We start from the raw sequence: 25,855 nt of genomic DNA, 5'->3' as shown, positions 1-25,855 counted from the left end.
CTCATAGAGGAAGCTCCGGATTGCGGACCGATTGAAGCAATCCAGCGGCGCTGGAAACAGTACGAATTCCGTAAAGGAGGTCATGATCGACTATGATGCGTTCCATGTATGCCGCCGTGGCGGGATTAAGAACCCACCAGACCCGAATGGACGTCATCGGCGACAACATTGCCAACGTCAACACTCCCGGCTTCAAGAGAGCCCGGGCTACTTTTCAAGATATTTTCTATCAAACCCTTCAAGGTGGCTCGTCCGGCAGCGCCACGCGAGGAGGAACCAATCCACAACAAATTGGCATAGGCATTTCTTTGGGAACCATTGATGTAATTCACACTCAAGGAGCGGCCCAAACGACGGGAAAAGAAGATGATTTGATGATTGAAGGAGATGGCTTCTTTGTTTTATCGGACGGCAAGGAGTTGTTCTATACAAGGGCTGGAGCATTTCGTTTTGTGCCGTACGAGTTCGGTGATGATAATGAACTTGGTAATATAGGAGTAGAATCCGGGAGATTCTATCTTGTTAATCCAGCAAATGGATTATTCGTGTTGGATGCTGAAGGCAAGGCCATCTCCATTCCTGCAGATGCGAAGAGCTTTAACTTTGACACTAATGGATACCTGCATTTTGTTGATGCACAGGGAGTCTCAAGAACCTACGGTGCTGATGATGACGATGATGTAGGTGTTCCAATTGCTATTGCTAAGTTTATAAATCCGGCCGGGTTAGAAAAGGTTGGCCAAAATATGTATCGCTATTCTCAAGCTGCTGTCGGAGGGGAGGGTCCTGTGCTGACTAATAATGGTTTCGACAACAACGACATCAATGGTAATACAAACATCATCGATTCACCTGGCGGTGACCGCGGAATTGTCCGTTCAGGTGCCTTAGAAATGTCTAATGTGGAATTAGCCATGGAATTCACCGACATGATCGTCACCCAGCGGGGATTCCAGGCTAATGCCCGGGTGATCAGCGTCTCCGATGAGATGCTGGCGGAGCTGGCTAATTTGAAGCGGTAATGGAGCGAGATGGCGGTAGCTTAGGAAGGGGTTATCCTTCCTAGGCTGCCCTTCATATTACATACATAAATACTAACCGAGATGAAGGATGATTTGCGTCCGCTGAACGCAATTCACGCAAGCGGAGTTAATGGCTGCTGGTAATAGGCTTTTGGGAATCCATGGCCGGAAAGGGGTGGCCGTGTTTGATTAAAGTGACGACTCTGGATAAAAGGACCATTACAGTTAATTGCGACTTAATCGAAAGGCTTGAAGAAGTGCCGGAAACAGTGATTACGCTGGTCAACGGTAAGAAGTTTATGGTACAGGAAAGCATGGACGAGATTATTGAACTGGTGGTACAGTACCGGAGAAATTGCCAAGGCCCTCTAACCGAAAAGCCCTGAAGAGGTGAAGCATATTGCGTAAGCTGGACATCATGACAGTCGTAGGATTGGCCGGCGGTGTCTTTACCCTCGGCCTAGCCATCTATCTTGGCGGGCAGGCCAGGATGTTCTGGAGCATCCCTTCCGTGCTCATCACCGTAGGCGGATCCTTGGCTGCCCTTATGATCAGTTATGACCTGGAACAAATCAAGAACGTCGTAAAAATTACTAAACAAGTTTTCTCGACGGAAACCATGGAACCCTATGCATTGATTGAGATGTTCGGGGAACTGGCCAAGAAGGCCCGCCGGGAGGGCCTGCTGGCCTTGGAGGACGACATGGACCGTTTGCCGGATCCCTTCTTCCAAAAAGGGATCCAGATGATGGTCGATGCACTGGACCCGGAACTGATCCGCGATATCTTGGAAACCGATATTGATCATATGCAGTATCGCCATGAAATTGGAGCCAGTGTGTACAAGACTTGGGGATCTCTCGCTCCCGCTTTCGGGATGATTGGTACGTTAATCGGTTTAATCCAGATGCTGGCTCGTTTAGATGATCCCAGTGCCTTGGGGCCCGGCATGGCGGTGGCTTTGATCACCACCTTCTATGGTGCCATCATGGCTAACCTGGTACTGTTGCCAATCGCTACCAAATTAGAACTGCGGAGCCAAGAGGAAGTATTGATTAAGTCCATTATCATGGAGGGGATTATTGCCATCCAGTCAGGGATGAACCCGCGGATCTTGGAAGAAAAACTCATGGCTTTCCTCCCGGCGCGGCTGAAGGTACAAGAAACCACACCGCAAGAGGTGACTTTTAATGCGTAAGCGCCGGTCACAAGGCGAATTGCCGGGTTCGCCCCATTGGATGACTACTTTCTCCGACATGATGACTCTGATCCTTGTCTTCTTTGTCTTGCTGTTTTCTTTATCGGTGGTGGATACCATTAAATTCCAAGCTTTTCTGGCTTCCTTCCAAGGAGTAGGTGTTTTAGACTGGGGAGAGAAACCAATGGAAGAAGTGCAGCCGGAGACCATCACCCCGATACAGGATCTTTCTTCCGGGCGGGATCCCCTGCCGCCTGCTCCTGATTACACGCTGATGGAAGTGTACGAGATGGTGCAGCAAACCCTGGCTGAGGCCGGGCTGGATGACCAAGTAGGTCTCCGTTATGAAGAAGCCGGGGTGGCACTGGATATTCCGGATAAGGTGCTGTTTGATACAGCCAAAGCAGATTTGAAACCGGAAGCTCAAGCGGTACTTGATCCCCTGGCGGACTTGTTCCGGCGGCTGCCGTTCCAGGTCCATGTGGAAGGCCATACGGACAGCCGGCCGATTTCAACGCGGGAGTTTCCGAGTAACTGGGAGTTATCCGGAGCCAGGGCTTCCCGGGTCATTCGTTATTACATAGATACCCATCACCTGGACCCGCACAAGTTTGTCGCCATCGGTTACGGCGAGTACCGCCCGGTGGCACCAAATGATACCGAGGAGAATATGCAGCTTAATCGGCGCGTAGTGATGGTGATCAGGGCTAATGAAGTAATCCAGCGGGAGGTGCTGGCTGTTGAGTGAACTTGTAGAGGGGAGGAGGACCGTGGGCAGAGCTTTTTGGATTATTTTAGCAGTAGTTGTCGTCCTGGTGATGGTCGGCACAGGCGCGGGAGTTTATTTTTTTCTCGCGGCTAACGGGGGCGTAGAGCGGGAGTTGCCTGTCTATGAGATACCTTTAGAAACTTTCACCGTCAATCTTAAGGACAGCAATTTCCGGCGTTACCTGCGAGCGGAAATATCCGTGGAAACCCATGACAAAAAGGTAATTGGTGAAATGACGGAGAAGGGTTATAAAATCCGGGATACAATTAATACCGTCCTGTCCAACAAAACCGTGTCAGACCTAGCGGACCGGGAAGCGCTCAAACATGAGCTAATTAACGCCATTAACAGCCACTTGACTAAAGGTGAAGTGGTGGGATTGTACTTTAATCAATTTCTTATTCAATAGGGAGGGGATGTTGTGGGAGCCTTTTGGAGCGAAAACGACATAGAAGCTATGTTCCAATCCCTGAAAGAGGATAAGGGACCAAGAGTAGCGCCGGTGAGATTCCAGCGGCTGCAACCTCCCGAAGTCCAGTCGGCACGGGGAAAGGATATTTCTTTCCTGGGTGACGTGGAGTTAACGGTGGACGTGGAACTGGGCTCCACGGAAATGACGGTGAAAGAGGTATTGGAACTGTCCCGGGATGATATTGTGCTGCTGGACTGCCTCGCCGGGGAACCGGTGAAAATCGACGTTAACGGCGTGCTTTTCGGTAAAGGGGAAGTAGTGGTTATCAACGAGTATTTTGGAGTGCGTGTGACTGAACTGGCCAATGAGGAAGCCAAAGAGGAAGGACGAGAAAGCTAGGGGGCAAAACCGATGGAGGGGGATTTATGGACAGCGGTCCTGCGGGTCATCATTTTCCTCCCGCTGGTGGTGTTGCTCGCCTACTGGAGCATTAAGTTCGGTGCATCCCGGGGACAGTTATGGCAAGGTTCCGGGAGCATGCGGGTGGTAGAGAGGCTTCCTTTAGGGCCGAAAACAGGTTTATGTATTGTTAGGGTTGGGGAGGAGTACTACCTCATCGGCATTTCGGAAGCCGGGGTAAGTCTCCTCAAAGAGCTTCCCCATTACCGGGAAACGGCGCAGGTGGGGAACGGGGAATGGCAGAATTGGAGGGATTCATGGACAAAATGGATGAATCCCAGGCGCAAGGGTTGAACAAGATGAAGAATACGAAGCTATGCTGGCTAGTCTTACTTGGGTTAGTGATATGGTTGGGTTCAGGGGAAGTGGCACTGGCCCAGCCGATACCGTTACCGAACATTGACCTGCAAATTCAACAATCCGATGATCCCGTAGAAGTGGTAGGCACATTAAGGCTCTTGGTGTTGCTCACCATTTTGTCCCTGGTGCCGGCGATTCTCATCCTGGTGACCTCCTTTACCAGAGTTGTGATCGTGTTAAGCTTTGTCAGGAACGCCCTGGCTACCCAGCAGACGCCTCCCAACCAGGTGCTGATTGGTTTAGCACTTTTTCTTACTTTTTTTATCATGGCACCGGTGTTTCAGGAGGCAAAGGTCAATGCTTTGGATCCGTACCTGGCAGGGGAACTGTCCCAAGAGGAAGCCTTCCAATTGGCGGCGGATCCTTTTAAAGAATTTATGTTCAAGCAGACCAGGGAAAAGGATCTGGCTCTGTTTGTCAATATGTCCAATATGGAGCGCCCTGAAACGAAAGAGGATATACCTTTAACGGTGCTGGTCCCGGCTTTTATTATCAGCGAGCTCAAAACAGCCTTTCAGATGGGCTTTATCATTTTCATTCCTTTTCTAGTGATTGATATCGTGGTCGCCAGCACCTTGATGTCCATGGGGATGTTCATGGTGCCTCCGATCATGATTAGTCTTCCTTTTAAGTTGATGCTGTTTGTGATGGTGGATGGCTGGTACCTGGTGGTGAAATCCCTGCTGGAGAGTTTTGGTTAGCAGGCAGGGAAAACCGCCGGCTCAGCGAAGACATCTTATGATTGTACCAGGGTGTAGCAGGAGGTATGAAGATTGAGCCAAGAATTTGTGTTGCACCTGGCCAGGGAAGGGCTGCTGGTGGCTCTCATGCTGGCGGCACCGGCTCTGATCATAGGGTTGGTAGTGGGTTTGGCCATCAGCGTCTTGCAGGCGACTACCCAAATCCAGGAACAGACCCTTACTTTTGTACCCAAAATCATTGCTGTGCTTTTATCTTTGTTAGTTTTTGGCTCCTGGATGCTGACTACCCTGGTGAATTTTTCGGCCAACCTTTTTTCCAGCCTCAGCACTTTAGTGAGGTAGGTGGATGAAGGTTGGTTGATTATAATCTCTGGTTGGTTTTCTTGCTGGTTTTTGCCAGGTTGACTTCCTTTATAGCGGTAGCTCCCTTGTTTTCCAATCCAAGCCTGCCCGCCTGGAGCAAGATCGGGTTGGGACTGTTTCTCGCGGCGGCGGTAACACCTTTTGCCGGCGGCCCGTCCTTGTTGGAGGTCGATGGGATTACTTTTTCGGTCTTAATTGCCGGTGAAGTGCTGTTAGGCCTGGCTTTGGGGATTACAGCCAACATCATTTTTCATACCGTGATGGTGGCGGGCCAGTTGATGGATGTGAGCATGGGTTTTGCCATGTCCAACCTGTTTGACCCGGCCAGCCAGGTGCAATCCACTCTCATGGGCCGTTTTCTCAACCTGGTGGCCCTGATGATGCTGCTGGCCATGGACGGTCACCACAGCATGCTTTTGGCCTTAAGGGCCAGTTTTGAGGTGGTGCCGGTTACCGGGGTGCATTTTGCCGGGGGAACCGTGCAGGAACTGGTATCCGTTTTTTCCGGGATGTTTCTGCTGGCTTTTAAACTGGCCGCACCGGTTTTGGCGGTGGTTTTTGTCAGTGAGATGGCCCTTGGTCTGGTAGCCAGGACCGTCCCTCAATTAAATGTATTCATTATGGGCTTTCCTTTGAAAATTGGCCTGGGCGTGCTGGTGATGGCTGTGATCATGCCCATCATGGCAGTGGTATTTGGTAACATCCTAAGCCAACTGGAGCGGGATTTAATGACCATTATCGGGAGTTTTCGCTGATGTCCAACGAGGTATATCCTTTTCTCATAAACTTGCAGCTCTTTGCCGAGGAAAAAACGGAAGAAGCAACGCCCCACCGGCGGCAGGAAGCCAGGAAAAAAGGCCAAGTAGCGAAAAGTACTGACCTGAATGCAGCTCTGGTATTGCTGGCTTCCATGGTAATCCTTTTTGCCCTTCGTTCTTATTTCCTGCGGTATACGGAAGGCTTTACTAAGCTGGTGCTGGGGGACTGGCTGGCCAGGCCGTTTGGCAGCGAGGATGCGGAGCACGTTATGACTGAAGTGGTGGCGACCTATTTTCGCCTGATGGGTCCGGTGTTCCTCGTGGCCGTCCTCATGGGTATGGGCGCCAACATGGCTCAGGTGGGTTTTAAGATTACGGCTGAAACCATCAAGCCGAAGCTGTCCCATCTCGACCCGGTGCAGGGTTTTAAGCGGATGTTTTCCCGCCGGTCCCTGGTGGAGCTGGTCAAGGCCGTCCTGAAAGTAGTTATCGTCGGTTTTATCGGTTTTAAGATCGTGGCCGGGGGCTTTGACACGCTGCTTTTCCTGGTGGATATGAGCGTATGGGAAAGCATGGAAGTGGTGGCCAAGCTGGTTTTCAAGGTGGGGATGGGTGTCATCGCGGCCTTCCTGGCCATCGCCATAGTGGATTATGTATTCCAGCGCAAAGAGTTTGAAAAAGGGATTCGCATGTCCAAGCAAGAAGTGAAAGAGGAATTCAAGCAATTGGAAGGGGATCCCTTGCTCAAAGCAAAACTAAGGGAAAAGCAGCGGCAGCTGGCCATTCATCGCATGATGCACAGCATTCCGGCAGCGACGGTCGTGATCACCAACCCGGTGCACTTGGCCGTTGCGTTAAAATACGACATGGAATCCGACGGTGCTCCCCTGCTCTTGGCTAAAGGAGCAGGGGTGGTGGCGGAACGGATCAAGGAAAAAGCGAAAGAACACGGCATTCCCATTGTGGAAGACAAGCCGGTGGCTCAATTCATCTTTAAGCATGTGGAAATCGGGCAGGAAATCCCACCGGAGCTGTATCAATCAGTGGCGGAAATCCTGGCCATGCTCTACCGCATGGGCGGAAAAATCTGAAAGCGGGGGTGAGGTAAGTGGCGGCGCCGGATTCCGGTCTGTTAGGCAGTCTACGACAATTTCGCGGTAATGGAGACCTGTTAATCGCCGCTTGTGTTATTGCCATTATTTTTATCATCGTCATCCCTATGTCCCCGCGGGTTTTAGACGTGGCTTTAACCTTCAGCCTGGCCGTGAGTGTCATCATTCTCCTGACCACCATGTTCACGGTGGAACCGCTCCAATTCTCCGTGTTTCCTTCCCTGCTGTTAGTGGTGACTCTATTGCGGCTGGCTTTAAACGTAGCCTCAACCCGTTTGATCCTGACCACCGCCAGTGCCGGTGAGGTGATCCAAGCTTTTGGCGATTTTGTGGTGCGCGGCAACTACGTGGTAGGATTCATCATCTTTTTGATTATTACCGTCATCCAGTTTATCGTAATCACCAACGGCGCCGGCCGGGTGGCTGAGGTGGCGGCCAGGTTCACCCTGGATGCCATGCCCGGCAAACAAATGAGTATAGATGCTGACTTAAACGCAGGGTTGATCACCGATGACGAAGCCAGGGAAAGGCGCAAAAAGCTGCAGCGGGAAGCGGACTTTTACGGGGCCATGGACGGTGCCAGCAAGTTCGTCCGGGGTGACGCCATTGCCGGCATCGTCATTACCCTGATCAATATCGGCGGTGGTTTCATCATTGGCATGTGGCAGCACGGCATGTCTTTGATGGACGCCTTGCGCACTTATACCATCCTGACCGTGGGCGACGGTTTGGTGACCCAGATCCCGGCTTTACTCGTGTCCACGGCCACCGGTATCCTGGTGACCCGCTCCTCTTCCGGCGGCAGTTTTGGAAGGGAGCTGTCTACCCAACTGGCCGGCTTTCCCAAGGTTATCGGCCTGGCGGCCGTCTTGCTGGCCGTGCTGGGCCTGGTGCCGGGACTGCCGTTTGTGCCGTTTTTCATCTTGGCGGTGGCCACCGGGTTTACTTCATATACCTTGCTCCAAGAGGAAAAGAAGAAAGCCATCGCCGAGCAGATTCGAGCCCAGGAGCAGGCGAAACCCCAGCGGCAGCCGGAGAATGTCTTAGGGTTTTTCCAGGTTGACCCGCTGGAAATCGAAATCGGTTATAATCTGATTCCATTAACTGATGAAGGACAGGGCGGGGATTTGCTGGACCGGCTGTCCGTGGTGCGGAGGCAGTGTGCCGCCGACCTGGGCATCTACGTCCGCCCCATTCGTATCCGGGACAATTTACAGTTGGGTGCCAATCAATATGTGTTTAAGCTGCACGGGATTGAGGCGGCCTCCGGGGAGATTTTGCCCGGTTACTGGCTGGCCATGAACCCCGGCGGCATGGAAGAGGATATTGCGGGTATTCCCACCAAGGAGCCTACTTTTGGGCTTCCGGCTTGGTGGGTGACCTACGATGAAAAAGAAAGACTGGAACTGAAAGGCTTTACCGTCGTGGATCCCACCACGGTGCTGGTGACCCACTTGACGGAATTCATCAAAGCCAATGCGGCGGAGCTTTTGGGACGGCAGGAAGTGAAGGATTTGCTGGACAAGGTGAAAGAATCTTCACCTGCCGTGGTGGAAGAACTGGTGCCCGAGTTGTTATCTTACGGGGAAGTGCAAAAAGTACTGCAGAATTTGCTGGCGGAGCGGGTACCCATCCGCAACCTGGTGACGATTTTGGAAGTGCTGGCGGACAGCGCCCGGGTGACCAGGGATATAGACTACCTGACGGAAAGTGTGCGGGGGGCTCTACGCCGTACCATCACCAAGCTCTACGGTGGACCGGCCGGCAAGCTGCACGTAATCACTTTGCATCCGGAGGTAGAACAAGCCCTGGCGGAAAGCATGCAGAAAACCCAAAACGGGAGCTACCCGGTGCTGAAGCCGGAAATGACCCAGCGCATCTTCGACAGCCTGACGCCCCTGGTGGAACGGATGGCCATGATGGGGGTGCAGCCGGTAGTGCTGTGTTCTTCCAAAGTGCGCCTGTTATTTCGCCGGTTGACAGAACGCTACTTACCCAATCTGGTCGTCTTGGCTTACGGGGAATTGCTGCCTGATCTGGAAGTGGAATCGGTAGGGACGGTGATGCTGAAGTGATTGTCAGGCGTTATTTGGCCAGTACCATGCCGGAAGCCATGGAACGGATCCGGAAGGAACTGGGCCCTGATGCAGTCATCCTGTCTACCCGGACCGTACCCGGGCCGGGCTGGCGGAGGTTTTTCGGCTTGCGCCAGCTGGAAGTCACCGCTGCCCTGGAAGAAGTGGCTGCGGCTCAAGGGGAAGAAAATGAACTGCGGCAGGAGATCAAGGAATTGAGGCAGATGCTGCAGGATTTAAGAAATGCATCGGTACCGCCTTCTTCCCGGCCCCCATTGCCCTCTTTTGGCTCCCTTTGGCAGGAGTTACTCAGCCAAATGGACATTGATCAGGACATCAGTGCCCGGCTGGCGGAAAGGTTGGGACAGCCGGGGGGTGGGCAGGAAAAAGAGGTGCTGATCCGGCATATGACGGAGCTGCTCTCTCAATATATTAAGCCGGTGGATGGACGCATTTACTGTTTCGTGGGTCCCACCGGGGTCGGCAAGACTACCACCCTGGCGAAGCTGGCGGCCCACGCGGCTCTCTTTCAACACAAGAAAACAGCCCTCATTACCGCTGACACTTACCGGATCGGTGCGGTAGACCAATTGAGGACTTATGCGGATATTTTAAACGTACCTTTGGAAGTGGTGATGACGCCGGAGGAAATGGCGCAGGCGGTGGAGAAACATCGCGATAAAGATGCCATTTTCATTGATACGGCCGGCCGGCCTTCCAAGAATACGGAACAGTTAAAGGAACTGAAGCTGATGCTGGATGCAGTGCCGGATAAGATCACTTTTCTGGTCTTAAGCTGTACCACCAAATCCAGGGATATGCTCCGGATTGCCAAGGATTTTCAACTGGCAAGCTATGATCACCTGATTTTTACCAAAGCCGACGAGACCCGTTCTTTAGGCACCATCATCAATGTGGCCAATCATACGGGTTGTCCCGTGGCCTACGTCACCACCGGCCAAAACGTGCCTGATGATATCCTGCAGGCCGAACCGAAGGCATTAGCTACTTTGATGGTGGAGGCATTGGCATAATGAAGGACCAAGCGGCGCGATTACGGGAGCTAGTCCATGACAGTGTTAAGAAACAATCGCCACCACCTGTCAAGCAAACGGCCGGTACCCGCATCATTGCCGTAGCCAGCGGCAAAGGGGGAGTGGGGAAAAGCAATTTAGTGGTTAACCTGTCCATTGCCCTGGCCCAGAGGGGCAAGAAAGTGGTCATTTTTGATGCGGATTTGGGATTAGCTAATTTGGATATTTTAATGGGTCTAGTGCCCCGCTATACTTTGTATGATGTACTGTACGGCCGGAAGGAACTAAGGGATGTTATTATCGACGGGCCCGCCGGGGTGCAGGTGATCCCGGGAGGCTCCGGCATCCAGGAACTGGCCAATGTGAAGCCCCAGGACCAGCAAAGGCTGCTTGATGCCCTGCAGGAGGTGGCCGCGGCAGCGGATTACGTGTTTATCGATACCGGTGCAGGCATTTCCCGGGTAGTGGTAGGTTTTTTGGCTGCTGCACAGGAAGTAATTATTGTTACTACCACCGAACCCACCTCATTGACGGATGCCTACGGGGTCATCAAGATACTGGCCAAATACGGTGAACACGCTGAAATCAAAACGGTTATTAACCGGGTCAACAGCCTTCAGGAAGGAGAGAATGCCGGTCGGAGGCTGAAAATGACCGCCCTGCGTTTTCTTAATTTGGAACTGGAGAGTTTAGGGTGCATCAGGGAAGATAAAATGCTGATTAAAGCTGTGAAGGAGCAGCAGCCGGTGCTGCTGAAGTATCCTTTCTCGCATGCCGCCGAAGACATTCAAGTCATCGCGGGCAATCTTTCCAACACGGTTGTCCCAAGACCTTTTGGGGTGCAGAAATTCTTAAACCGTCTTCACCGCTTGTTCTGTTAGGGAGGTAAATACGGCATTGACCAGTGTGAAGCTAGACAAATATTTAGAGGATGGCAAGAAACTGGAGATCCGGTTGGCTGGTGACGATGGTAAGTATTACAAGAGCCAGGTGCTGCAAGTAAGAGATAAATTCTTTCTTATTACTCCTCCTTACCGGGGCAAGGATAACCTGTTCCTGCACCGGAATGAGGAGGTGGAGGTAATTCTCTACGGTACCAATGAGAAATTCATTTTCACCACCACCGTGATCAAAAAGGTCAACGAACCTTTATCCGGCTACGTACTGGTGACGCCGGAAGAAGGAAAACGGATCCAGTTAAGAGAATATGTCAGGGTTAAGACTTTCTTGGATGTGGAATGGGCCTTGCCGGAAGAAGACTCTTTGGAGAAAGGGATCATGGTGGATATCAGCGGTGGTGGGGCAGGCATTGTGACCGGCAAGCCGGTGGAGGAGGATGCACTGATTCTCTTGCGTTTTGAACTTCCTTTGAAAAACAGACCCCTCCAGATGTCGGTAAAAGCAGTAGTGCGCCGCTGTCAACCCATGCCCGAACACGGCAAGTACCTGCTGGGCGTGTCTTTTCAGGAGATTACCGAAAGGGATCGGGATCAAGTCATCGAATATGTATTTCAAAAACAGCGGGAACAGCGCTTGTTGGATTTAGGAGATTAAAGCAGTGGGGTGTAGTGAGGGATGAAACCGAGCCGGGAACAAATGATCACAGCCTACCTGCCCCTGGTGAAATACGTGGCAAACAGGATCCCGGCCAAGCTGCCGCCCCATATGGAAAGGGAAGACCTGATCAGTTATGGCATTATCGGGCTGATGGATGCTTGGGACAAATTCGACCCCAGCCGGGGGATTAAGTTTGAAACTTATGCCAGCCGGCGCATCCGGGGCGCCATTCTCGACGCTTTACGGCAGAACAGCTGGGTGCCTCGTTCTGTGGTGGATAAGCTCAAACGGGTGAACCAGGCTTTCAAAAGCTTCGAGGGGACAGGGGAAGAACCTTCCGAAGAGGCAGTGGCGTCGGAAGCCCAAATGAGCGTGGTTGAACTGCGGCAGGTACTGGCGGAAGTCAACCGCATGAGCGTGGATTCCCTGGAACAGTTCCTGACCGATGACCCGGAAGACAATTTCCGGCTGGCGGATACCCTGGAGGATCCGGACAGTCCCAATCCGGAGGCTTTGTACATAGAGAAGGAAATGAAAGAAAGGTTGGCAACGGCTTTGAGCCGGTTGAACGAGCGGGATCATTTAGTCCTCTCCCTGTACTACCATGAAGGTCTGACGTTAAAAGAGATTGGCGCCATTCTGGAGGTCTCGGAGTCCCGCGTATCCCAATTGCATGCCCGTGCCTTGCTGCGCCTGAAGTACGAACTGGAAGAGTAGGAATAGATAGGGGTGAAGCCATGGAGCAGCTGCTGGCCTTGATCATCTTGGTAATTGGTGTCATCATCGTCCTGGTTTTTGCTCCCCTGGCCTGGCGCAAGGCAGCAGAAGAGGCCGGCGTTGACCGGGCCGCTTTTGCCAGGGTATTAACTGAGGAAATACAGGAATTGGAAACGCGTATGGCACAGCTCAGGCAAGAATACCGGTCCCTCAGCCGTCAAGTGGAGGCGAGACAAGCAACCCCTGTGCCGCCGGAGCAAGTAGAAAGAGTGCAGCAGGGCGGAGACAGGGAGAGGGAGCCGGCAGGGCAGCTGCCGGAAATCGAGCTTTATCGCCGGGTTTTCCAGGCTTATGATGCAGGAAAGAGTGTGACGGAAATTGCTAAGGACTTGGGCCGGGGAAAGGGTGAGATCGAATTAATCCTGAATCTAAGGCGATGAAGAGTTTTTTTTACCGTTACGCGCAGTTTTTCATGGGTTTTGGATTTGGACTGGTGCTGGCAGGGGGACTGATGCTGGCCGGTTCGGCCAAGGACACTCCCCCCTCGAGAGCTGAAATAGAAGCCCTGGCCAGGAGTTACGGCATGGTCTATAAAGACGAGGTGCTGGTGCTGGGCGGTACGGGAGGAAACACTCCTCCACCGGTGGAGCCGCAAGAACCGGTGGAGCAGGAACCCCAGCCCATCCGGGTTTATATTCCCTGGGGCACTACTTCGGAGGAAATCGCCGTCATCCTGGCGCAAGAGAAGGTCATCCGGGATCCGGAGGTTTTTTCCGAGCGGGTGCGAGCCAGGGGCGTCAGCACCAAGTTGAGGGCAGGGTATTATGATTTCACTCCCGACTTGACGGTGGATGAGATTATTGACCTGCTGTTGATTCCGGGAAAGGAGGCTAGCCAATGATCAGGGGTTTATACATTTCCGCCAGCGGCATGACCGCCCAGGAGCTGAATCAGAACCGGGTGAGCAATAACCTGGCTAATGCCGGCACGGTGGGCTATAAGAAGGACACCCATGTCTTTCGCACATTTCAGGATGTGCTGCTGGAACGGGTAGAGCGACTGCCTTCCGGTATTGCCGGCCGCCGCAGTATCGGTACCACTAATTACGGTACCATGGTGGATGAAACACGGACTGATTATACCGACGGTGTGCTGCAGGAAACGGGCCGGAGTTTGGATTTGGCCCTGGTAGGTCCGGGTATGTTTACCGTGGAGACCGCCAATGGGCTCAGGTTTACCCGGGACGGTTCTTTTCATCTGGATCGTGAAGGCTATCTGGTGACGGCTACCGGGGATTATGTGTTAGGCTATCAAGGATTAATTAATTTGGCAGATATTGAATTCTTAATCACCCCGGAAGGAGAGATAGTCCATCGAGAAGGCTGGGTCATCGACCGGCTGCTCCTGGCTGATTTCGATGATTGGCAGAGACTGGTCAAGGAAGGGAACAATTATTTTATCGCCCCCGAGACCGTCAACATCGCTCCTGCGGAGCAAGTGACCGTGAAACAGGGTTTCTTGGAAAAAGCGAACATCAACCTGGTGCAGGAAATCGTTGATTTGATTACCATCACCAGGGTTTATGAAGCCAACCAGAAAGCTATTCAGGCCCAGGATGAGATACTGGGCAAAAGCGTAAATGAACTGGGCAGCGTCAGGTAGATCATGGAGGCCGAGAATTAGGCAAGGAGGTGTAGTGAGAAGATGCTGCGCGCTTTGGCCAACAGCGCCGCCGGCATTAATGCCCAGGCGCAGAAAGTGGATGTAATTGCCCATAACATTGCCAATATCAATACCGTGGGATACAAGAAACAGGATGTTTCCTTTGCCGAATTGTTGCACCGGGAGCTGGCCGCCCCCGGCGTACCGGTCAATCCCCAACCCCCGAGTCAAAGACCCGTCACCGGCGGCCACGGGGTGACGGTCAACAGCATGCACCGTGATTGGCGCGAAGGGGCGGTAGTGGAAACCGGGCGGACTCTGGATTTCGCCATTATCGGGCAGGGATTCTTTGAAGTGGTTTTGCCGAACGGCAACCTAGCTTATACCAGGAGCGGGGTGTTTCATGTGGACCCGGAAGGGTATCTGGTGACAGCCCAGGGGTATCCTCTGACAGTTCCCTTCGTGATAGACCCGGACATACAGGAGATTACGGTATCTCCGGAGGGCATCGTGACCGGGAAAAATGCAGCCGGTGAAACTGCAGAGATTGGGTACTGGCCCATTTACAGCTTTGTCAATCCCGAAGGTTTGGAAGCGGTCGGTGACAATCTGTACATAGCTACCGAGGCCAGTGGAGAGGCTTGGGAAGGGATGCCGGGGGAGGAGAATCTCGGCACCATCAAACAAGGTTATCTGGAAAGCTCCAACGTCACGCTGGCAGAGGAGATTACGAGCTTGATTGAGGCCCAGAGGGCTTACCAGATTAACTCTCGTGCTTTGCAGGCGGCCGATGAAATGTGGTCCATGGCTAACAATCTAAGAAGATAGAATAATGCCCCTGTTTTGGATGATGCCAGCGCTAACCGGATGAATGATCTAAAGCACGATTTGTTGTTGTTCCATAAGGGGATTGCGGAGGAAATGGGCAATGGTAGTTGAACGATATCCTGATGAAATAAAGGTGGGAATAGCTGATTGGAAAGTAGACCGGGAGCCGAAACAAATCATCACCTTGGGTTTGGGATCCTGTGTCGGCATTGCCTTGTATGATTCGGTTACGCGCATCGGCGGGTTGGCACATATCATGCTGCCGGACAGCACCCAGTTTCAAAACAAGTCCAATCCGGCCAAATATGCGGACCTGGCCATCCCGGCCATGCTGGAGGAAATGCTCAAACGGGGGGCCAGGAAGAGTACCATCACGGCGAAAATTGCCGGCGGGGCCCAAATGTTCAACTTTGGAGATAAAAACGTTACCTCCCTGAACATTGGTCAGCGTAATGTGGAAATGACCAAGAAAGTTCTCCAGGCTCTGAGAATACCGCTGATTGGTGAGCATACCGGCGAGAACTACGGGCGCACCATGATTTTTCGCCTGATTGACGGCGAGGTATTGATCAGAGCTATCGGCAGACCCTTAATCAGTATCTAGCGCATGGGGAGGGGAAGGGAGATGGAATTCGCCGAGTTTCAAAAACGCATTTACCGGCAATTTGGGCTGAACCTGGCGGGCTACAAGGAAAAACAGCTAAAACGTCGAATAACTAGTCTTATGCAAAGCCAGGGTATCAACGATTTTCAGCAGTACTTTGATCTCCTGGTGCGGGATGAAGAGCAGTTAGCGCGCTTCTTAGATAAGGTAACCATCAATGTGTCGGAGTTTTTTCGCAACCCGGAGATCTTTAAGGTTCTGGAAACCAAAATCTTGCCGGAATTGCTGAAAACAAAAAGCAGGCTGAAAATCTGGAGCGCGGCTTGTTCCAACGGCGCCGAGCCCTACTCCGTCGCCATCATCTTGGAGGAGCTCACGCCCGGTGTCAGGCACCAGATTGAAGCCACCGATATTGACAAGAAAATCCTCGAAGTGGCCAGGAAAGGTTTTTACGAAGAGCGTTTTCTGAAAAACGTATCCCAGGAGCGGCTTAAGAGGTTCTTCCAGCCGGAAGGAAACGGTTATCTCATTTCTGACACTATCAGAAGGCGGGTCCAATTCCGGCATCATGATTTGCTGGTCGATGAATACGATCGCAACTATGACTTAATCATTTGCCGCAATGTGACCATCTATTTCACCATGGATGCGCAGAACCTTTTGTACCGCAAGTTCAGAGAAGCCTTAAATCCCGGGGGCGTCCTGTTTATCGGCGCTACGGAAAACATGCTCTATTACCGGGAAATGGGCTATGAAAAAGTAATGCCGTGGTTCTACCGCCGTTCTGTTGACTGATAGATGTTGGCAGGAAGCGAGGAATATGGGTAAATCTAGCTAAAGGAGAAATGCCATGAACAGCTGGGACCATCTAACCGGTTTCCAATTGGAAGTGCTGAAGGAAATAGGCAACATTGGTGCAGGAAATGCAGCTTCTTCATTAGCCACGCTCCTGAACAAGAAAATATCCATGGCCGTTCCCAAAGCAGGTGTCATGAATTTCCAGGAGATTTTCAGTTTAGTAGGTAATGAAGAGGAGAAAGTGGCCTGTATCAATTTTGATGTCTCAGGGGATGCGCCAAGCAAGATACTTTTCCTGCTGGACGAAAAGAGCACCTACCAGCTGGTTGATATGCTGCTGGGACGGGGAGCCGGGAGTACGACCGAATTAGATGATATAGGACAATCAGCTATTAAGGAAGTCGGCAATATCCTGACAGGTTCATTTATCACTGCCTTTGCCGAGTTCACCAAACTTGATTTTGTGGGTTCAGTACCGGCCTTTGCTTTTGACATGCTGGGGGCGGTATTGAGCGCCGCCTTTGTGGAAGGTGGGTATTTTGAGGATAGGGTACTGATTATTGAAACCACCTTCTATGAAGAAGAGATTTCCATTAACGGCCATTTTTTCTTGGTTCCGGCCGCTGGCTCCTTAGAAACCATTTTTTCGGCTCTTGGGCTAAATGTTTAGGAGGTGGTTACCATGGGCAAAAGAGTTTTGATTGTAGATGATGCTGCGTTTATGCGGATGATGATCAAGGACATCTTGACCAAGAACGGTTATGAAGTGGCAGGAGAGGCGGAAAACGGGCTGGTTGCCGTTAACATGTATAAGGAGCTGAAACCGGATCTCGTGACCATGGATATTACCATGCCGGAAATGGATGGCATTACCGCTGTGAAAATGATCAAGAAGATAGACCCAAGTGCCAAGATCATCATGTGCAGCGCCATGGGCCAGCAGATGATGGTGATGGAAGCAATCCAGGCGGGGGCGCGGGATTTTATCGTAAAACCCTTCCAACAGGAACGCGTCATCCAAGCTGTGAAGAAAGCTATAGGCTAAGCTAGGCCATTTCCTTCCCGGAAGACGGAATGGCTGTGAAGGTGGTGGGTCCTTTGGTAGATGAAGTTCTTTCCCAATCAGAGATAGATCTGCTGCTCAGTGCCCTTACCTCAGGTGAAATTGATACGGAGGAAATCCGGCGAGAAGCGGAACAGGTCAAGGCGAAGAGTTACGATTTCCGGCGACCGAATAAGTTTTCCAAAGACCAGCTGCGCACCATTCACTTAATTCACGAAAACTTTGCCCGTTTGGCATCAAATTTCTTATCGGTATATCTTAGAACGAATATTCAGATTAAGATTGCCTCGGTGGAACAAATTACTTTTGAGGATTTCGTTGTATCCATACCCGCGCCTACGGTCATGGCGGTAGTGAACTTGGAACCCTTGCCCGGTTCGGCTGTGTTTGAAACAAACCCGGCATTTGTTTTCCCCATTATCGATTTGCTCTTTGGGGGACCGGGGCAGATGCCGAGGCAGGTCAGGGAAGTAACCGATATTGAGGTGAATGTGCTCAAGCATTTATACCACAAGGTGATGGAAAACCTTACTTACGCCTGGTCCGAGGTCACCGATGTCAATCCCAGCATCCAGGCGCTGGAAACAAATCCCCAGTTGAACAGGATTATTTCTCCCAATGAAATTGTGGCCGTGGTTACCTTTACTACCACCATTGGCTCCTTTGAAGGGATGCTGAACCTGTGCTTGCCCTATTTAACCCTGGAGCCGGTAGTATTTAAACTGTCTTCGCGCTACTGGTATGCCTCGACGGAAAGGGAAGTGGAAGGGCAAGAACAGCTGATCCTGGACGTGTTAAACCAGACTCCCCTGGAATTGGTGGTATCCGGAGGAGAGACAGAACTCTCCGTAAAAGATATCCTTGAATTACAGGTCGGAGACGTTTTACCCTTGGACAACAAAGCAGCACAAGACCTAGTCATGATGGTGGGAGGAGTACCCAAGTTTACCGTACAGCCCGGCATTTGGGGTAATAACCTGGCTGTACAAGTTACCGGTTATCTGGAAAGAGGTGAAAAACGCAATGAATGATTTTTTGTCGCAGGAAGAAATCAACGCTTTGTTGCAAGACGCACTTGGGGAAGTGTCCGAAGAGCCGGAGGAAATCCCACCGGGAAATGAAGTAGAGGATACGGATGAGATCCTGGATCCAATTGAAAAGGATGCGATCGGGGAAATCGGCAATATTTCCATGGGTAGTGCCGCTACCGCTCTGTCGCAGCTGCTCAATCAACGGGTTAATATCACGACCCCCACAGTGAAAGTCATGTCTCCGAAAGAACTGCTGGCCAGTTTCACCACACCCTTCATGTTAATTGAAGTGGGTTTTACGGAAGGGTTAGAAGGCAGCAACCTGTTAATCATTGACGTGACTGACGCCTTGATCATTGCCGATCTTATGATGGGCGGGGACGGGACCAATATCCAGCAAGAGGTCACGGAACTCCATGCCAGTGCCGTGGCGGAAGCCATGAACCAGATGATGGGTTCGGCGGCCACCTCTATGTCCAGCTTGTTCAACACCATGGTGGTCATCTCCACCCCTAGCGTCAGGTCCGTCGAAAGCGGCTCGGAAGTAGATTTTCCCTGGGTGATGGAAGATCCGGTCGTGGTGGTTTCTTTCCGCATGGAAATCGGCAATTTGATTGACAGCACCCTGATCCAGGTGATACCGGCACGCATTGCTAAGGAAGAGACGGCGATGCTGATGGGAACTACCATGCAGAGCAGAGCCCCGGCGCCGGAAGAGCCTGTTTTGGAGACTGCCGTTACTCCCCAGCAGCCTGCCATAACCGCTAACGCTTGGCAAGAAGCGGTAGCCGGTGAAGAGGCCCCCCAGTGGGACGGCGTGAAGCCTAGAAATCTGGATTTAATCTTGGATGTGCCCCTACGGGTGTCAGTGGTATTAGGGAAAGCCAGGAGACCCATTAAAGAAGTTCTAGGATTGACGCCGGGCAGCATTGTGGAGCTGGATAAACTTGCCGAAGAGCCGGTGGATATCCTAGTTAATGGCAAGCCGATTGCTAAAGGAGAAGTAGTGGTAGTGAACGAGAACTTTGGCGTGAAAATCGTCAGTATTGAAAGTCCCGTGGCTCGCATTAACAACCTGCGTAAATAAGCTTGTGGGGGGGTACCTATGCGCATAAGCCTGAAATGGAAAATGATGTTCACTTTCTCCGTGGTAACGATTGTGATCTGGATCGCTACCATTGGATACACCTTCCCTACCGTAGCGGAACTCTTGCGGGAGGCGGCGGAGCATGGTAGCGCGTCCAGGGCCTTTGGTGTGTTTAAGAGGAACATCTTGGTGGCCGGCACTCTAGGTACGTTGTTTTCTATTTTTGTTGGGTACATAATGGCTCTGGTCATTTTGAATCCCATGAACAATGTGGTGAAGGCCATGGAGCAGGCAGCGCAAGGTGATTTGACGGCCAAAGCCAGGTGCCGCACGCAAGATGAGCTTTTGACCTTGGCCAAAAGCTTTAACGATATGGTGGAGAATTTCCGGCTTTATACATTAAAGATTAAAGATGTCGCCACGGAAGTGGCGGAGATGGCTTCAGGGCTGAGTCTCAACGTGCAGGAATCCTCGCAATCCACGGAACAGATGGCCACGACGATTCAAAACGTGGCCCTGGGCATGGATGAGCAGACCAAGAGCATCCGGGGTACCGCCGCCACCATCGGCGAAATGTCCACCGCTATTCACCAGGTAGCCGCCAATGCCCGTTCCGTCTCCGAGTTATCCCAGGCCACGACGGAAATTGCCATCGAAGGGGGCAGGGCCGTTGAGGATTCCGTATCCCAGATGAATCGCATTAGCGATACGGTAAACAATTCCGCCAAGACGGTACAGCTCTTGGGCGAAAGATCCGTGGAGATCGGGCAGATTGTGGAAACTATTACCAATATCGCCGAGCAGACTAATTTGCTGGCTCTCAATGCCGCCATTGAAGCCGCCAGGGCCGGCGAGCAGGGTAAAGGTTTTGCCGTGGTCGCCGAGGAAGTACGGAAGCTGGCGGAGCAATCGGCTACGGCGGCCCAGCAAATTTCAGAATTAATTAAACATATTCAAAACGAAACCAAGCTGGCGGTAGAGTCCATGAGCAAAGGGACGGTGGAAGTGAGCAACGGCATTCAAGTGGTAGCCAATGCCGGTAAAGCTTTTAATAAGATCGTCGCCAGCATCCGCGATGTGGCAAAGCAAATTGAAGAGGTATCCCTGGCCTGCCAGGAGATGGCCGAGGGAGGCAAAGAAGTCGTCAAACTGATGGGTGAGATTGAAGGCATCGCCACCAGCACCGCCGGCAGCACCCAGGAAGTGGCCGCCGCCATTGAAGAACTGGCTGCCAATTACAGCGAGCACCAGGCGATGTCCCACCGCTTGTCCACCATGTCCAACGAATTAATGGATATGGTCAGGCATTACAAACTGGAAGAAGCAAGTTAGACCGCCTTACCGGCGGTCTAACTTTTTGGCAGCTATTTCTGGGCCAGGCTTCGCTCAGCTATTTCAATAGCCTTTCTAACCATGTTCCCACACTCCCGTGAAGGAACACCGCCCCATCCTTCTGTGGCAACAATGTGGTCCACACCAAGCTCTTTCGCAATTTCCCAGCGAAGGGCTTCGGACATAATTTTCGCCACCAGAATAACCTCCTTTTTTAGCTGCCGTCATTAGTTTGTCACCCTCTAAAGAACTTGAAACAGGAAACTTCTGTTCAGTTTGCCGGGAGCAGCCGGCGGATAAGCCAGGCAAACCGGTCAACAAATGGCAGCACCATCAAAGAGCAAATTATGTTATAAATAGTATGAGCGTTTGCGATCTGCCGCGGCAGTTCTTTAGCGGTAAAAGTTAACAAATGAGCATAAACATCAATTAAAGGGAAAAACAGCAAGATCCCCCCGGCATTGAGCATGAAATGGGCCAAGGCCAGGCGCCTGGCCTCGGTGCTGCCGGTTATAGCCGCCAGCACGGCGGTGACACAAGTGCCCAGGTTACTGCCCAGCATCACCGCCACGGCACCGGCCAGGGACAGGAACCCTTTTTCCCCCAGTACCATGGTCAAGCCGGTCACCACAGAGCTGGATTGCAGGATGCTTGTGATCACAATGCCGGAAAGCAAAGCTAAAAAGTAATTGCGGCCGATTAGTACCAGCCATCCTTGCAGGCCGGCACTGTGCTGCCAGGGGGAAAAGGCCTGTTCCATTAGATGCAGCCCGCTAAAGATGAAGCCTAAACCTAAAAGAACCTGGCCCCAGGCTTTGCTTTTTCGATGGGGCAGGCACCATCCCAAAAGACCCAGGCCCACCAGCCAGGGGCTGAACCGGGTGAGATCGAAAGCCAGGATGTGGCCGGTCATGGTGGTGCCGATGTTGGCTCCTAAGACAATGCCGATGCCCTGGGATAGAGACATGAGGCCGCGCCCTGTCAGTCCCACGGCAATAACGGTAACGGCGCTGGAGGACTGGACCAGGGCCGTGACCAGGGTGCCGGTAAGGAGACCCAAGCAGGGGGTGGCGGTAAAACGGGTCAGGGCATAGCGGATCCGGGTCTGCCCCAGGGTTTCCAATCCCAGCGGCAACAGCCGGATGCCGGACCATAGGGCTCCAAGCCCTGCGAGAAAGGACAGCAAGATGACAGGCATTTCATCTTCTCCGCCATGGGTTTGTTTAGTAAAATTATATTGTATCACTTTTTTGAAATATACAAGGATTGAGCAGGAGTTCACTTGATCCTAACGAATATATTACAAGGATCGGCCTTTAATAATGGTGCTTAAATTAAACCTAACGATTTAGGAGGGGAGGGCAAGCCCAGTATTGTACCTTCTCTAACAAATACTGAATTTCCAAAGAGGGGGATCCTATGGAGAATATTGAACTCACTTCCGCTTTAGATAATAGTAAAGATTTTATAGCCAAGCTGAACGGGGCGACTGGGGTTCAGGTGCTGGATTGCTATCAATGTGGCAAGTGTTCGGCAGGCTGCCCGTTCAATTTTGCCATGGACCATACGCCCCATAAGATCATGCGGATGCTGCAGCTGGGGCTCACCGAACAGGCCCTTTCCTCGAAATCCATTTGGGTCTGTGCCGCCTGCGGCACCTGTTATGCCAGATGCCCTAAAGGGGTGGACATTCCCAAGGTCATGGAAGCTTTGCGTATCGAGGCGAAAAAGAGGAATAAGATACCCATCAAGGACATCGACATTTTCAGCGACCTGTTCTTGATGACCGTGAAGCAGTTCGGGCGCGTCCCGGAGGCTTTGCTGATTATGCTCTTCAACTTGAAATCCGGTCATCTCTTGAAAGATGTGCCCCTGGCACCGGCTTTATTGTTGAATGGGAAAGTTCATCCTATTCCCAAGCGCTATAAAGGCCATGAAGCGGCGAAACGTATTTTTGCTAATTGTCAAAAGTTAGGAGGGAACGGATGATGCGGTATGCTTATTTTCCAGGTTGTTCCCTTGAATCCACCGGCATTGAATATAACATGTCCACGAAAGCAGTGGCCAAGCATTTAGGGATTGAGCTGTGGGAGATCCCCGATTGGATTTGCTGCGGCGCTTCCGCCGCCCATTCCACCGATCACTTGTTGGGACTGGCCCTGCCCGCTTATCTCTTGGCCATTGCAGAGAAAGAAAACTTGGACGTGGCTGTGCCTTGTGCCGCTTGCTACAACAGGATGTGCGGGGCCCAGCATGCGGTGCGTACCTCACCGGACTTGAAGGAAAAAATCTGCCGGGCTATTGAAATGGAATATAACGGCACCAATGAGACCGTTGCCTTGCTGGATTTGATGGCCAACAAGGTGGGGACGGAGGAAATTAAGAAGCACGTTACGCGCCCTCTGACAGGTCTCAAGGTGGCCTCTTATTACGGCTGTTTACTGGTACGGCCCCCTGAGATCACCGGCTTTGATGATCCGGAAAACCCGACCAGCATGGACCGGATCATTGAGGCTTTGGGAGGAGAGCCGGTGGATTGGGCCTTTAAGACCGAGTGTTGCGGTGCCGGCCATACCACTACGATGACGAAAGATGCCAATGTCCTGCTGCGCAACATTTTCGAGGATGCGGCCAATAACGGCGCCGATTGTATTGCTGCCGCCTGCCCCCTGTGCTTCCTCAATCTGGATATGAGGCAAAAAGGGGTGGAGCAGGCCTTTGGCAAAACGTACAATATGCCTGTCTTCTATTTCACGGAATTAATGGGTATAGCCTTCGGCTACAGCCCCAAGGAAATGGGAGTAGGGAAACACTTTGTCAACGGGCTGAAACTGCTTGAAGACAAAGATCTCTTAAGACATCCGACGACAAGGAGGGAAGAGGCATGAAGCGGGTAGGTGTTTTTATCTGCCATTGCGGTACCAACATTGCAGCTACCGTGGATGTGAAGAAAGTAGCTGAAGTGGCGGGCGAAATGCAGGATGTAGTTTACGCCACTGATTATCAATATATGTGCTCTGAACCGGGTCAGGATTTGATCAAAAAGGCTATTAAAGAACACAACCTGGACCGGGTGGTGGTAGCTTCCTGTACGCCCCGGTTACACGAGCCCACTTTCCGCAAGGCGTGCCAGGACGGGGGCTTGAACCAGTTCCTCTTTGAAATGGCCAACATCCGGGAGCAATGCGCCTGGGTGCATAAGGATAAAGAAGCGGCCACCCACAAAGCCATCGATCTGGTGCGGGCAGCAGTGGCCAAAGCCACGAAGAATGAACCCTTGCAGTTGGGGAGCATTCCCATTGAACGCCGGGCTTTGGTGATTGGTGCCGGCATCGCCGGCATGCAGGCAGCCATTGATATCGCCGATGCCGGGTATGAAGTCTGGCTGGTGGACCGCGAGCCCACCATTGGGGGAAATATGGTCAAGCTCGACAAGACCTTCCCCACTTTGGACTGCAGTGCCTGAATTAGCACGCCCAAGATGGTTGCTGCGGCGCAGCACCCTAACATTAAAATTATCACTTATGCCGAAGTGGAAGAAGTCGGCGGTTATGTAGGTAACTTTACTGTGACCATTCGCAAGAAGGCGCGCTTAGTAGATGAAAACAAGTGCACCGGGTGCGGTATCTGCCAGGAAAAATGCCCCACCAAAGTGGCCAGCGAGTTCGATTACGGTTTGGGACAGCGGAAGGCGATCTATACCCCCTTCCCGCAAGCGGTGCCCAATGTGCCGGTGCTCGACAAGACACATTGCCGCCTCTTCGTGAAGGGCCGGTGCGGTATTTGCCAGAAAATGTGCCCGGCGGGAGCGGTGGACTACGAGCAGCAGGATGAACTCCTTACCGAGAAATTTGGGGCCATTGTCATGGCTACCGGTTTTGACTTGTTCAACTGGCAGGAAGCCTACGGCGAATACGGCTACGGCAAGTACCCGGATGTCATCACCAGCATGCAGTTTGAGAGAATGTCCAACGCTTCCGGTCCTACCGGCGGAAAGATCCTGCGTCCTTCCGACGGCCAAGAGCCGAAAGTGGTGGTCTTCATTAAATGCGTCGGCTCCAGGGATCCGGAGAAGGGCAAGACTTATTGTTCCCGGGCTTGCTGCATGTATACAGCAAAGCATGCCCATCAAGTCTTAGACAAGATTCCTGATTCTAAAGCTTTCGTTTTCTATATGGATGTGAGAACACCCGGTAAAGCCTACGACGAGTTCTATGAACGGTCGGTCAGCGAGGGAGCCGTGTACGTGCGGGGCCGTGTCTCCAAGATCTACCAGCGCGGTGACAAGCTGGTAGTGAAAGGAGAAGATACCTTAGTCGGCATGCCGGTGGAAGTGGAAGCGGACCTGGTGGTGCTGGCTACGGCCATGGTACCTTCCCACGGTTCTGACGAATTGGCCAAACTCATCGGCGTTTCTATGGATAAAGACGGCTGGTTCCAGGAAGCCCACCCGAAACTGCGCCCGGTGGAGACTTTCACCGCCGGTGTCTTCCTGGCCGGTGCTTGCCAGGGGCCGAAAGATATTCCCGATACGGTCAGCCAGGCCAGCGCCGCCGCGGTGAAGGTAGCCAGCCTGTTCTCCAAGACGGAAATGGCTACGGACCCGCAAGTGGCTTCCGTGAACCGGGCCGTATGCTCCGGCTGCGGGCTCTGTGTACCCGTTTGTCCTTTTAAAGCCATTGAATTGGTACCGGTTCAGGAGAAAGTCCACGGCAAAATTCAGGAACGCTTGGTGGCTTCCGTTAATGAAGGGCTCTGTCAGGGTTGCGGTAACTGCAACGTGGCTTGCCGTTCCAGCGCCATCAACGTGAAAGGGTTTACCGATGAACAGATCCTCATGGAGGTGGATGCACTGTGTCTGTAGAACAAGCTCAAGGCTCCCAGTGGGAACCGAAAGTGATCGCCTTCACCTG

At 52.2% G+C, this 25,855-nt stretch carries 32 protein-coding genes; 30 read left to right on the top strand and 2 right to left on the bottom strand.

Annotation, left to right across the window (positions count from 1 at the left end):
* Nucleotides 1-92 precede the first annotated feature (92 nt).
* From GXX34_11375 to GXX34_11245, 27 genes are all read left to right on the top strand, one after another.
* Nucleotides 93-1,022: a flagellar hook-basal body complex protein gene (locus GXX34_11375; GenBank protein HHW08107.1), complete on the top strand. Its 930-nt coding sequence runs from the start codon at nt 93-95 to the stop codon at nt 1,020-1,022.
* Between the two features lie 185 nt (nt 1,023-1,207).
* The gene (locus GXX34_11370) at nt 1,208-1,408 is read left to right on the top strand and encodes a flagellar FlbD family protein (protein HHW08106.1); all 201 of its coding nucleotides are present in this window, start codon (nt 1,208-1,210) and stop codon (nt 1,406-1,408) included.
* Nucleotides 1,409-1,422: 14 nt separating this feature from the next.
* Nucleotides 1,423-2,220: a motility protein A gene (locus GXX34_11365; protein ID HHW08105.1), complete on the top strand. Its 798-nt coding sequence runs from the start codon at nt 1,423-1,425 to the stop codon at nt 2,218-2,220.
* Nucleotides 2,213-2,968 carry an OmpA family protein gene (locus GXX34_11360; GenBank protein ID HHW08104.1) on the top strand — a complete coding sequence of 252 codons (756 nt, stop codon included), beginning with the start codon at nt 2,213-2,215 and terminating at the stop codon, nt 2,966-2,968. The genes GXX34_11365 and GXX34_11360 overlap by 8 nt, the downstream gene beginning before the upstream one ends.
* Complete coding sequence (locus GXX34_11355; protein ID HHW08103.1) at nt 2,961-3,398, top strand: flagellar basal body-associated FliL family protein; 438 nt, start codon at nt 2,961-2,963, stop codon at nt 3,396-3,398. Before GXX34_11360 ends, GXX34_11355 begins: the two co-directional genes overlap by 8 nt.
* 12 nt (nt 3,399-3,410) lie before the next feature.
* The gene (locus GXX34_11350; GenBank protein HHW08102.1) at nt 3,411-3,800 is read left to right on the top strand and encodes a hypothetical protein; all 390 of its coding nucleotides are present in this window, start codon (nt 3,411-3,413) and stop codon (nt 3,798-3,800) included.
* A 12-nt stretch (nt 3,801-3,812) separates the two neighbouring features.
* Nucleotides 3,813-4,154 carry a flagellar biosynthetic protein FliO gene (gene fliO / locus GXX34_11345; GenBank protein ID HHW08101.1) on the top strand — a complete coding sequence of 114 codons (342 nt, stop codon included), beginning with the start codon at nt 3,813-3,815 and terminating at the stop codon, nt 4,152-4,154.
* A gap of 5 nt (nt 4,155-4,159) precedes the next feature.
* On the top strand, nt 4,160-4,921 hold the full coding sequence (gene fliP, locus GXX34_11340; protein ID HHW08100.1) for a flagellar type III secretion system pore protein FliP: 762 nt from the start codon (nt 4,160-4,162) through the stop codon (nt 4,919-4,921).
* 72 nt (nt 4,922-4,993) lie between these two features.
* Entirely contained in the window at nt 4,994-5,263 is a 270-nt protein-coding gene (fliQ, locus tag GXX34_11335) for a flagellar biosynthesis protein FliQ (GenBank protein HHW08099.1), read from the top strand.
* Between the two features lie 11 nt (nt 5,264-5,274).
* Nucleotides 5,275-6,039: a flagellar type III secretion system protein FliR gene (fliR, locus tag GXX34_11330; GenBank protein HHW08098.1), complete on the top strand. Its 765-nt coding sequence runs from the start codon at nt 5,275-5,277 to the stop codon at nt 6,037-6,039.
* Entirely contained in the window at nt 6,039-7,133 is a 1,095-nt protein-coding gene (gene flhB, locus GXX34_11325; protein ID HHW08097.1) for a flagellar biosynthesis protein FlhB, read from the top strand. Before fliR ends, flhB begins: the two co-directional genes overlap by 1 nt.
* A gap of 17 nt (nt 7,134-7,150) precedes the next feature.
* Nucleotides 7,151-9,229: a flagellar biosynthesis protein FlhA gene (gene flhA, locus GXX34_11320; GenBank protein ID HHW08096.1), complete on the top strand. Its 2,079-nt coding sequence runs from the start codon at nt 7,151-7,153 to the stop codon at nt 9,227-9,229.
* Nucleotides 9,226-10,263, top strand: a complete 1,038-nt coding sequence (locus GXX34_11315) for a flagellar biosynthesis protein FlhF (protein HHW08095.1) — start codon at nt 9,226-9,228, stop codon at nt 10,261-10,263. The genes flhA and GXX34_11315 overlap by 4 nt, the downstream gene beginning before the upstream one ends.
* On the top strand, nt 10,263-11,144 hold the full coding sequence (locus GXX34_11310; protein ID HHW08094.1) for a MinD/ParA family protein: 882 nt from the start codon (nt 10,263-10,265) through the stop codon (nt 11,142-11,144). Before GXX34_11315 ends, GXX34_11310 begins: the two co-directional genes overlap by 1 nt.
* A gap of 25 nt (nt 11,145-11,169) precedes the next feature.
* Nucleotides 11,170-11,817: a hypothetical protein gene (locus GXX34_11305; protein HHW08093.1), complete on the top strand. Its 648-nt coding sequence runs from the start codon at nt 11,170-11,172 to the stop codon at nt 11,815-11,817.
* Nucleotides 11,818-11,838: 21 nt separating this feature from the next.
* A complete protein-coding gene (locus GXX34_11300; GenBank protein HHW08092.1) occupies nt 11,839-12,537 on the top strand; it encodes a FliA/WhiG family RNA polymerase sigma factor in 699 nt (232 codons plus the stop codon).
* Nucleotides 12,538-12,557: 20 nt separating this feature from the next.
* Nucleotides 12,558-12,977 (top strand): hypothetical protein, encoded by a 420-nt coding sequence (locus GXX34_11295; GenBank protein HHW08091.1) that lies wholly within the window; start codon nt 12,558-12,560, stop codon nt 12,975-12,977.
* Complete coding sequence (locus GXX34_11290; protein ID HHW08090.1) at nt 12,974-13,438, top strand: endolytic transglycosylase MltG; 465 nt, start codon at nt 12,974-12,976, stop codon at nt 13,436-13,438. The genes GXX34_11295 and GXX34_11290 overlap by 4 nt, the downstream gene beginning before the upstream one ends.
* On the top strand, nt 13,435-14,199 hold the full coding sequence (locus tag GXX34_11285) for a flagellar hook-basal body complex protein (protein ID HHW08089.1): 765 nt from the start codon (nt 13,435-13,437) through the stop codon (nt 14,197-14,199). The genes GXX34_11290 and GXX34_11285 overlap by 4 nt, the downstream gene beginning before the upstream one ends.
* Nucleotides 14,200-14,241: 42 nt before the next feature.
* Nucleotides 14,242-15,027: a flagellar basal-body rod protein FlgG gene (gene flgG, locus GXX34_11280; GenBank protein ID HHW08088.1), complete on the top strand. Its 786-nt coding sequence runs from the start codon at nt 14,242-14,244 to the stop codon at nt 15,025-15,027.
* A 100-nt stretch (nt 15,028-15,127) separates the two neighbouring features.
* A complete protein-coding gene (locus GXX34_11275; GenBank protein ID HHW08087.1) occupies nt 15,128-15,631 on the top strand; it encodes a chemotaxis protein CheD in 504 nt (167 codons plus the stop codon).
* A gap of 21 nt (nt 15,632-15,652) precedes the next feature.
* A complete protein-coding gene (locus GXX34_11270) occupies nt 15,653-16,426 on the top strand; it encodes a protein-glutamate O-methyltransferase CheR (GenBank protein HHW08086.1) in 774 nt (257 codons plus the stop codon).
* A gap of 55 nt (nt 16,427-16,481) precedes the next feature.
* Complete coding sequence (locus tag GXX34_11265; protein HHW08085.1) at nt 16,482-17,099, top strand: chemotaxis protein CheC; 618 nt, start codon at nt 16,482-16,484, stop codon at nt 17,097-17,099.
* Nucleotides 17,100-17,111: 12 nt separating this feature from the next.
* Entirely contained in the window at nt 17,112-17,474 is a 363-nt protein-coding gene (locus tag GXX34_11260) for a response regulator (GenBank protein HHW08084.1), read from the top strand.
* A 29-nt stretch (nt 17,475-17,503) separates the two neighbouring features.
* Nucleotides 17,504-18,523: a flagellar motor switch protein FliM gene (gene fliM, locus GXX34_11255; protein ID HHW08083.1), complete on the top strand. Its 1,020-nt coding sequence runs from the start codon at nt 17,504-17,506 to the stop codon at nt 18,521-18,523.
* Nucleotides 18,516-19,610 (top strand): flagellar motor switch phosphatase FliY, encoded by a 1,095-nt coding sequence (gene fliY / locus GXX34_11250; protein HHW08082.1) that lies wholly within the window; start codon nt 18,516-18,518, stop codon nt 19,608-19,610. Before fliM ends, fliY begins: the two co-directional genes overlap by 8 nt.
* Before the next feature lie 18 nt (nt 19,611-19,628).
* Nucleotides 19,629-20,942 (top strand): methyl-accepting chemotaxis protein, encoded by a 1,314-nt coding sequence (locus tag GXX34_11245; protein ID HHW08081.1) that lies wholly within the window; start codon nt 19,629-19,631, stop codon nt 20,940-20,942.
* A gap of 32 nt (nt 20,943-20,974) precedes the next feature.
* Here GXX34_11245 and GXX34_11240 read toward each other — a convergent pair whose 3' ends face one another.
* Together GXX34_11240 and GXX34_11235 are read right to left on the bottom strand one after the other, a co-directional pair.
* Nucleotides 20,975-21,127 (bottom strand): small, acid-soluble spore protein, alpha/beta type, encoded by a 153-nt coding sequence (locus GXX34_11240; GenBank protein ID HHW08080.1) that lies wholly within the window; start codon nt 21,125-21,127, stop codon nt 20,975-20,977.
* Nucleotides 21,128-21,213: 86 nt separating this feature from the next.
* On the bottom strand, nt 21,214-22,140 hold the full coding sequence (locus GXX34_11235) for a Na/Pi cotransporter family protein (GenBank protein ID HHW08079.1): 927 nt from the start codon (nt 22,138-22,140) through the stop codon (nt 21,214-21,216).
* A gap of 221 nt (nt 22,141-22,361) precedes the next feature.
* On the opposite strand from GXX34_11235, the gene GXX34_11230 reads away from it, so the two are divergent.
* From GXX34_11230 to GXX34_11220, 3 genes are read left to right on the top strand one after another with little or no spacing between them, the layout of a single operon-like run.
* Nucleotides 22,362-22,931: a 4Fe-4S dicluster domain-containing protein gene (locus tag GXX34_11230; protein ID HHW08078.1), complete on the top strand. Its 570-nt coding sequence runs from the start codon at nt 22,362-22,364 to the stop codon at nt 22,929-22,931.
* The gene (locus tag GXX34_11225) at nt 22,931-23,830 is read left to right on the top strand and encodes a heterodisulfide reductase subunit B (protein HHW08077.1); all 900 of its coding nucleotides are present in this window, start codon (nt 22,931-22,933) and stop codon (nt 23,828-23,830) included. The genes GXX34_11230 and GXX34_11225 overlap by 1 nt, the downstream gene beginning before the upstream one ends.
* Nucleotides 23,827-25,806 (top strand): CoB--CoM heterodisulfide reductase iron-sulfur subunit A family protein, encoded by a 1,980-nt coding sequence (locus GXX34_11220; GenBank protein ID HHW08076.1) that lies wholly within the window; start codon nt 23,827-23,829, stop codon nt 25,804-25,806. Before GXX34_11225 ends, GXX34_11220 begins: the two co-directional genes overlap by 4 nt.
* The last annotated feature ends 49 nt before the right edge of the window (nt 25,807-25,855 follow it).

This window comes from Clostridia bacterium (assembly GCA_012840125.1).
Classification (GTDB): Bacteria; Bacillota; DULZ01; order DULZ01; family DULZ01; genus DULZ01.
The sequence above is the reverse complement of the archived record's forward strand: the minus strand, read 5'-3'. Positions and strand labels throughout refer to the sequence as shown.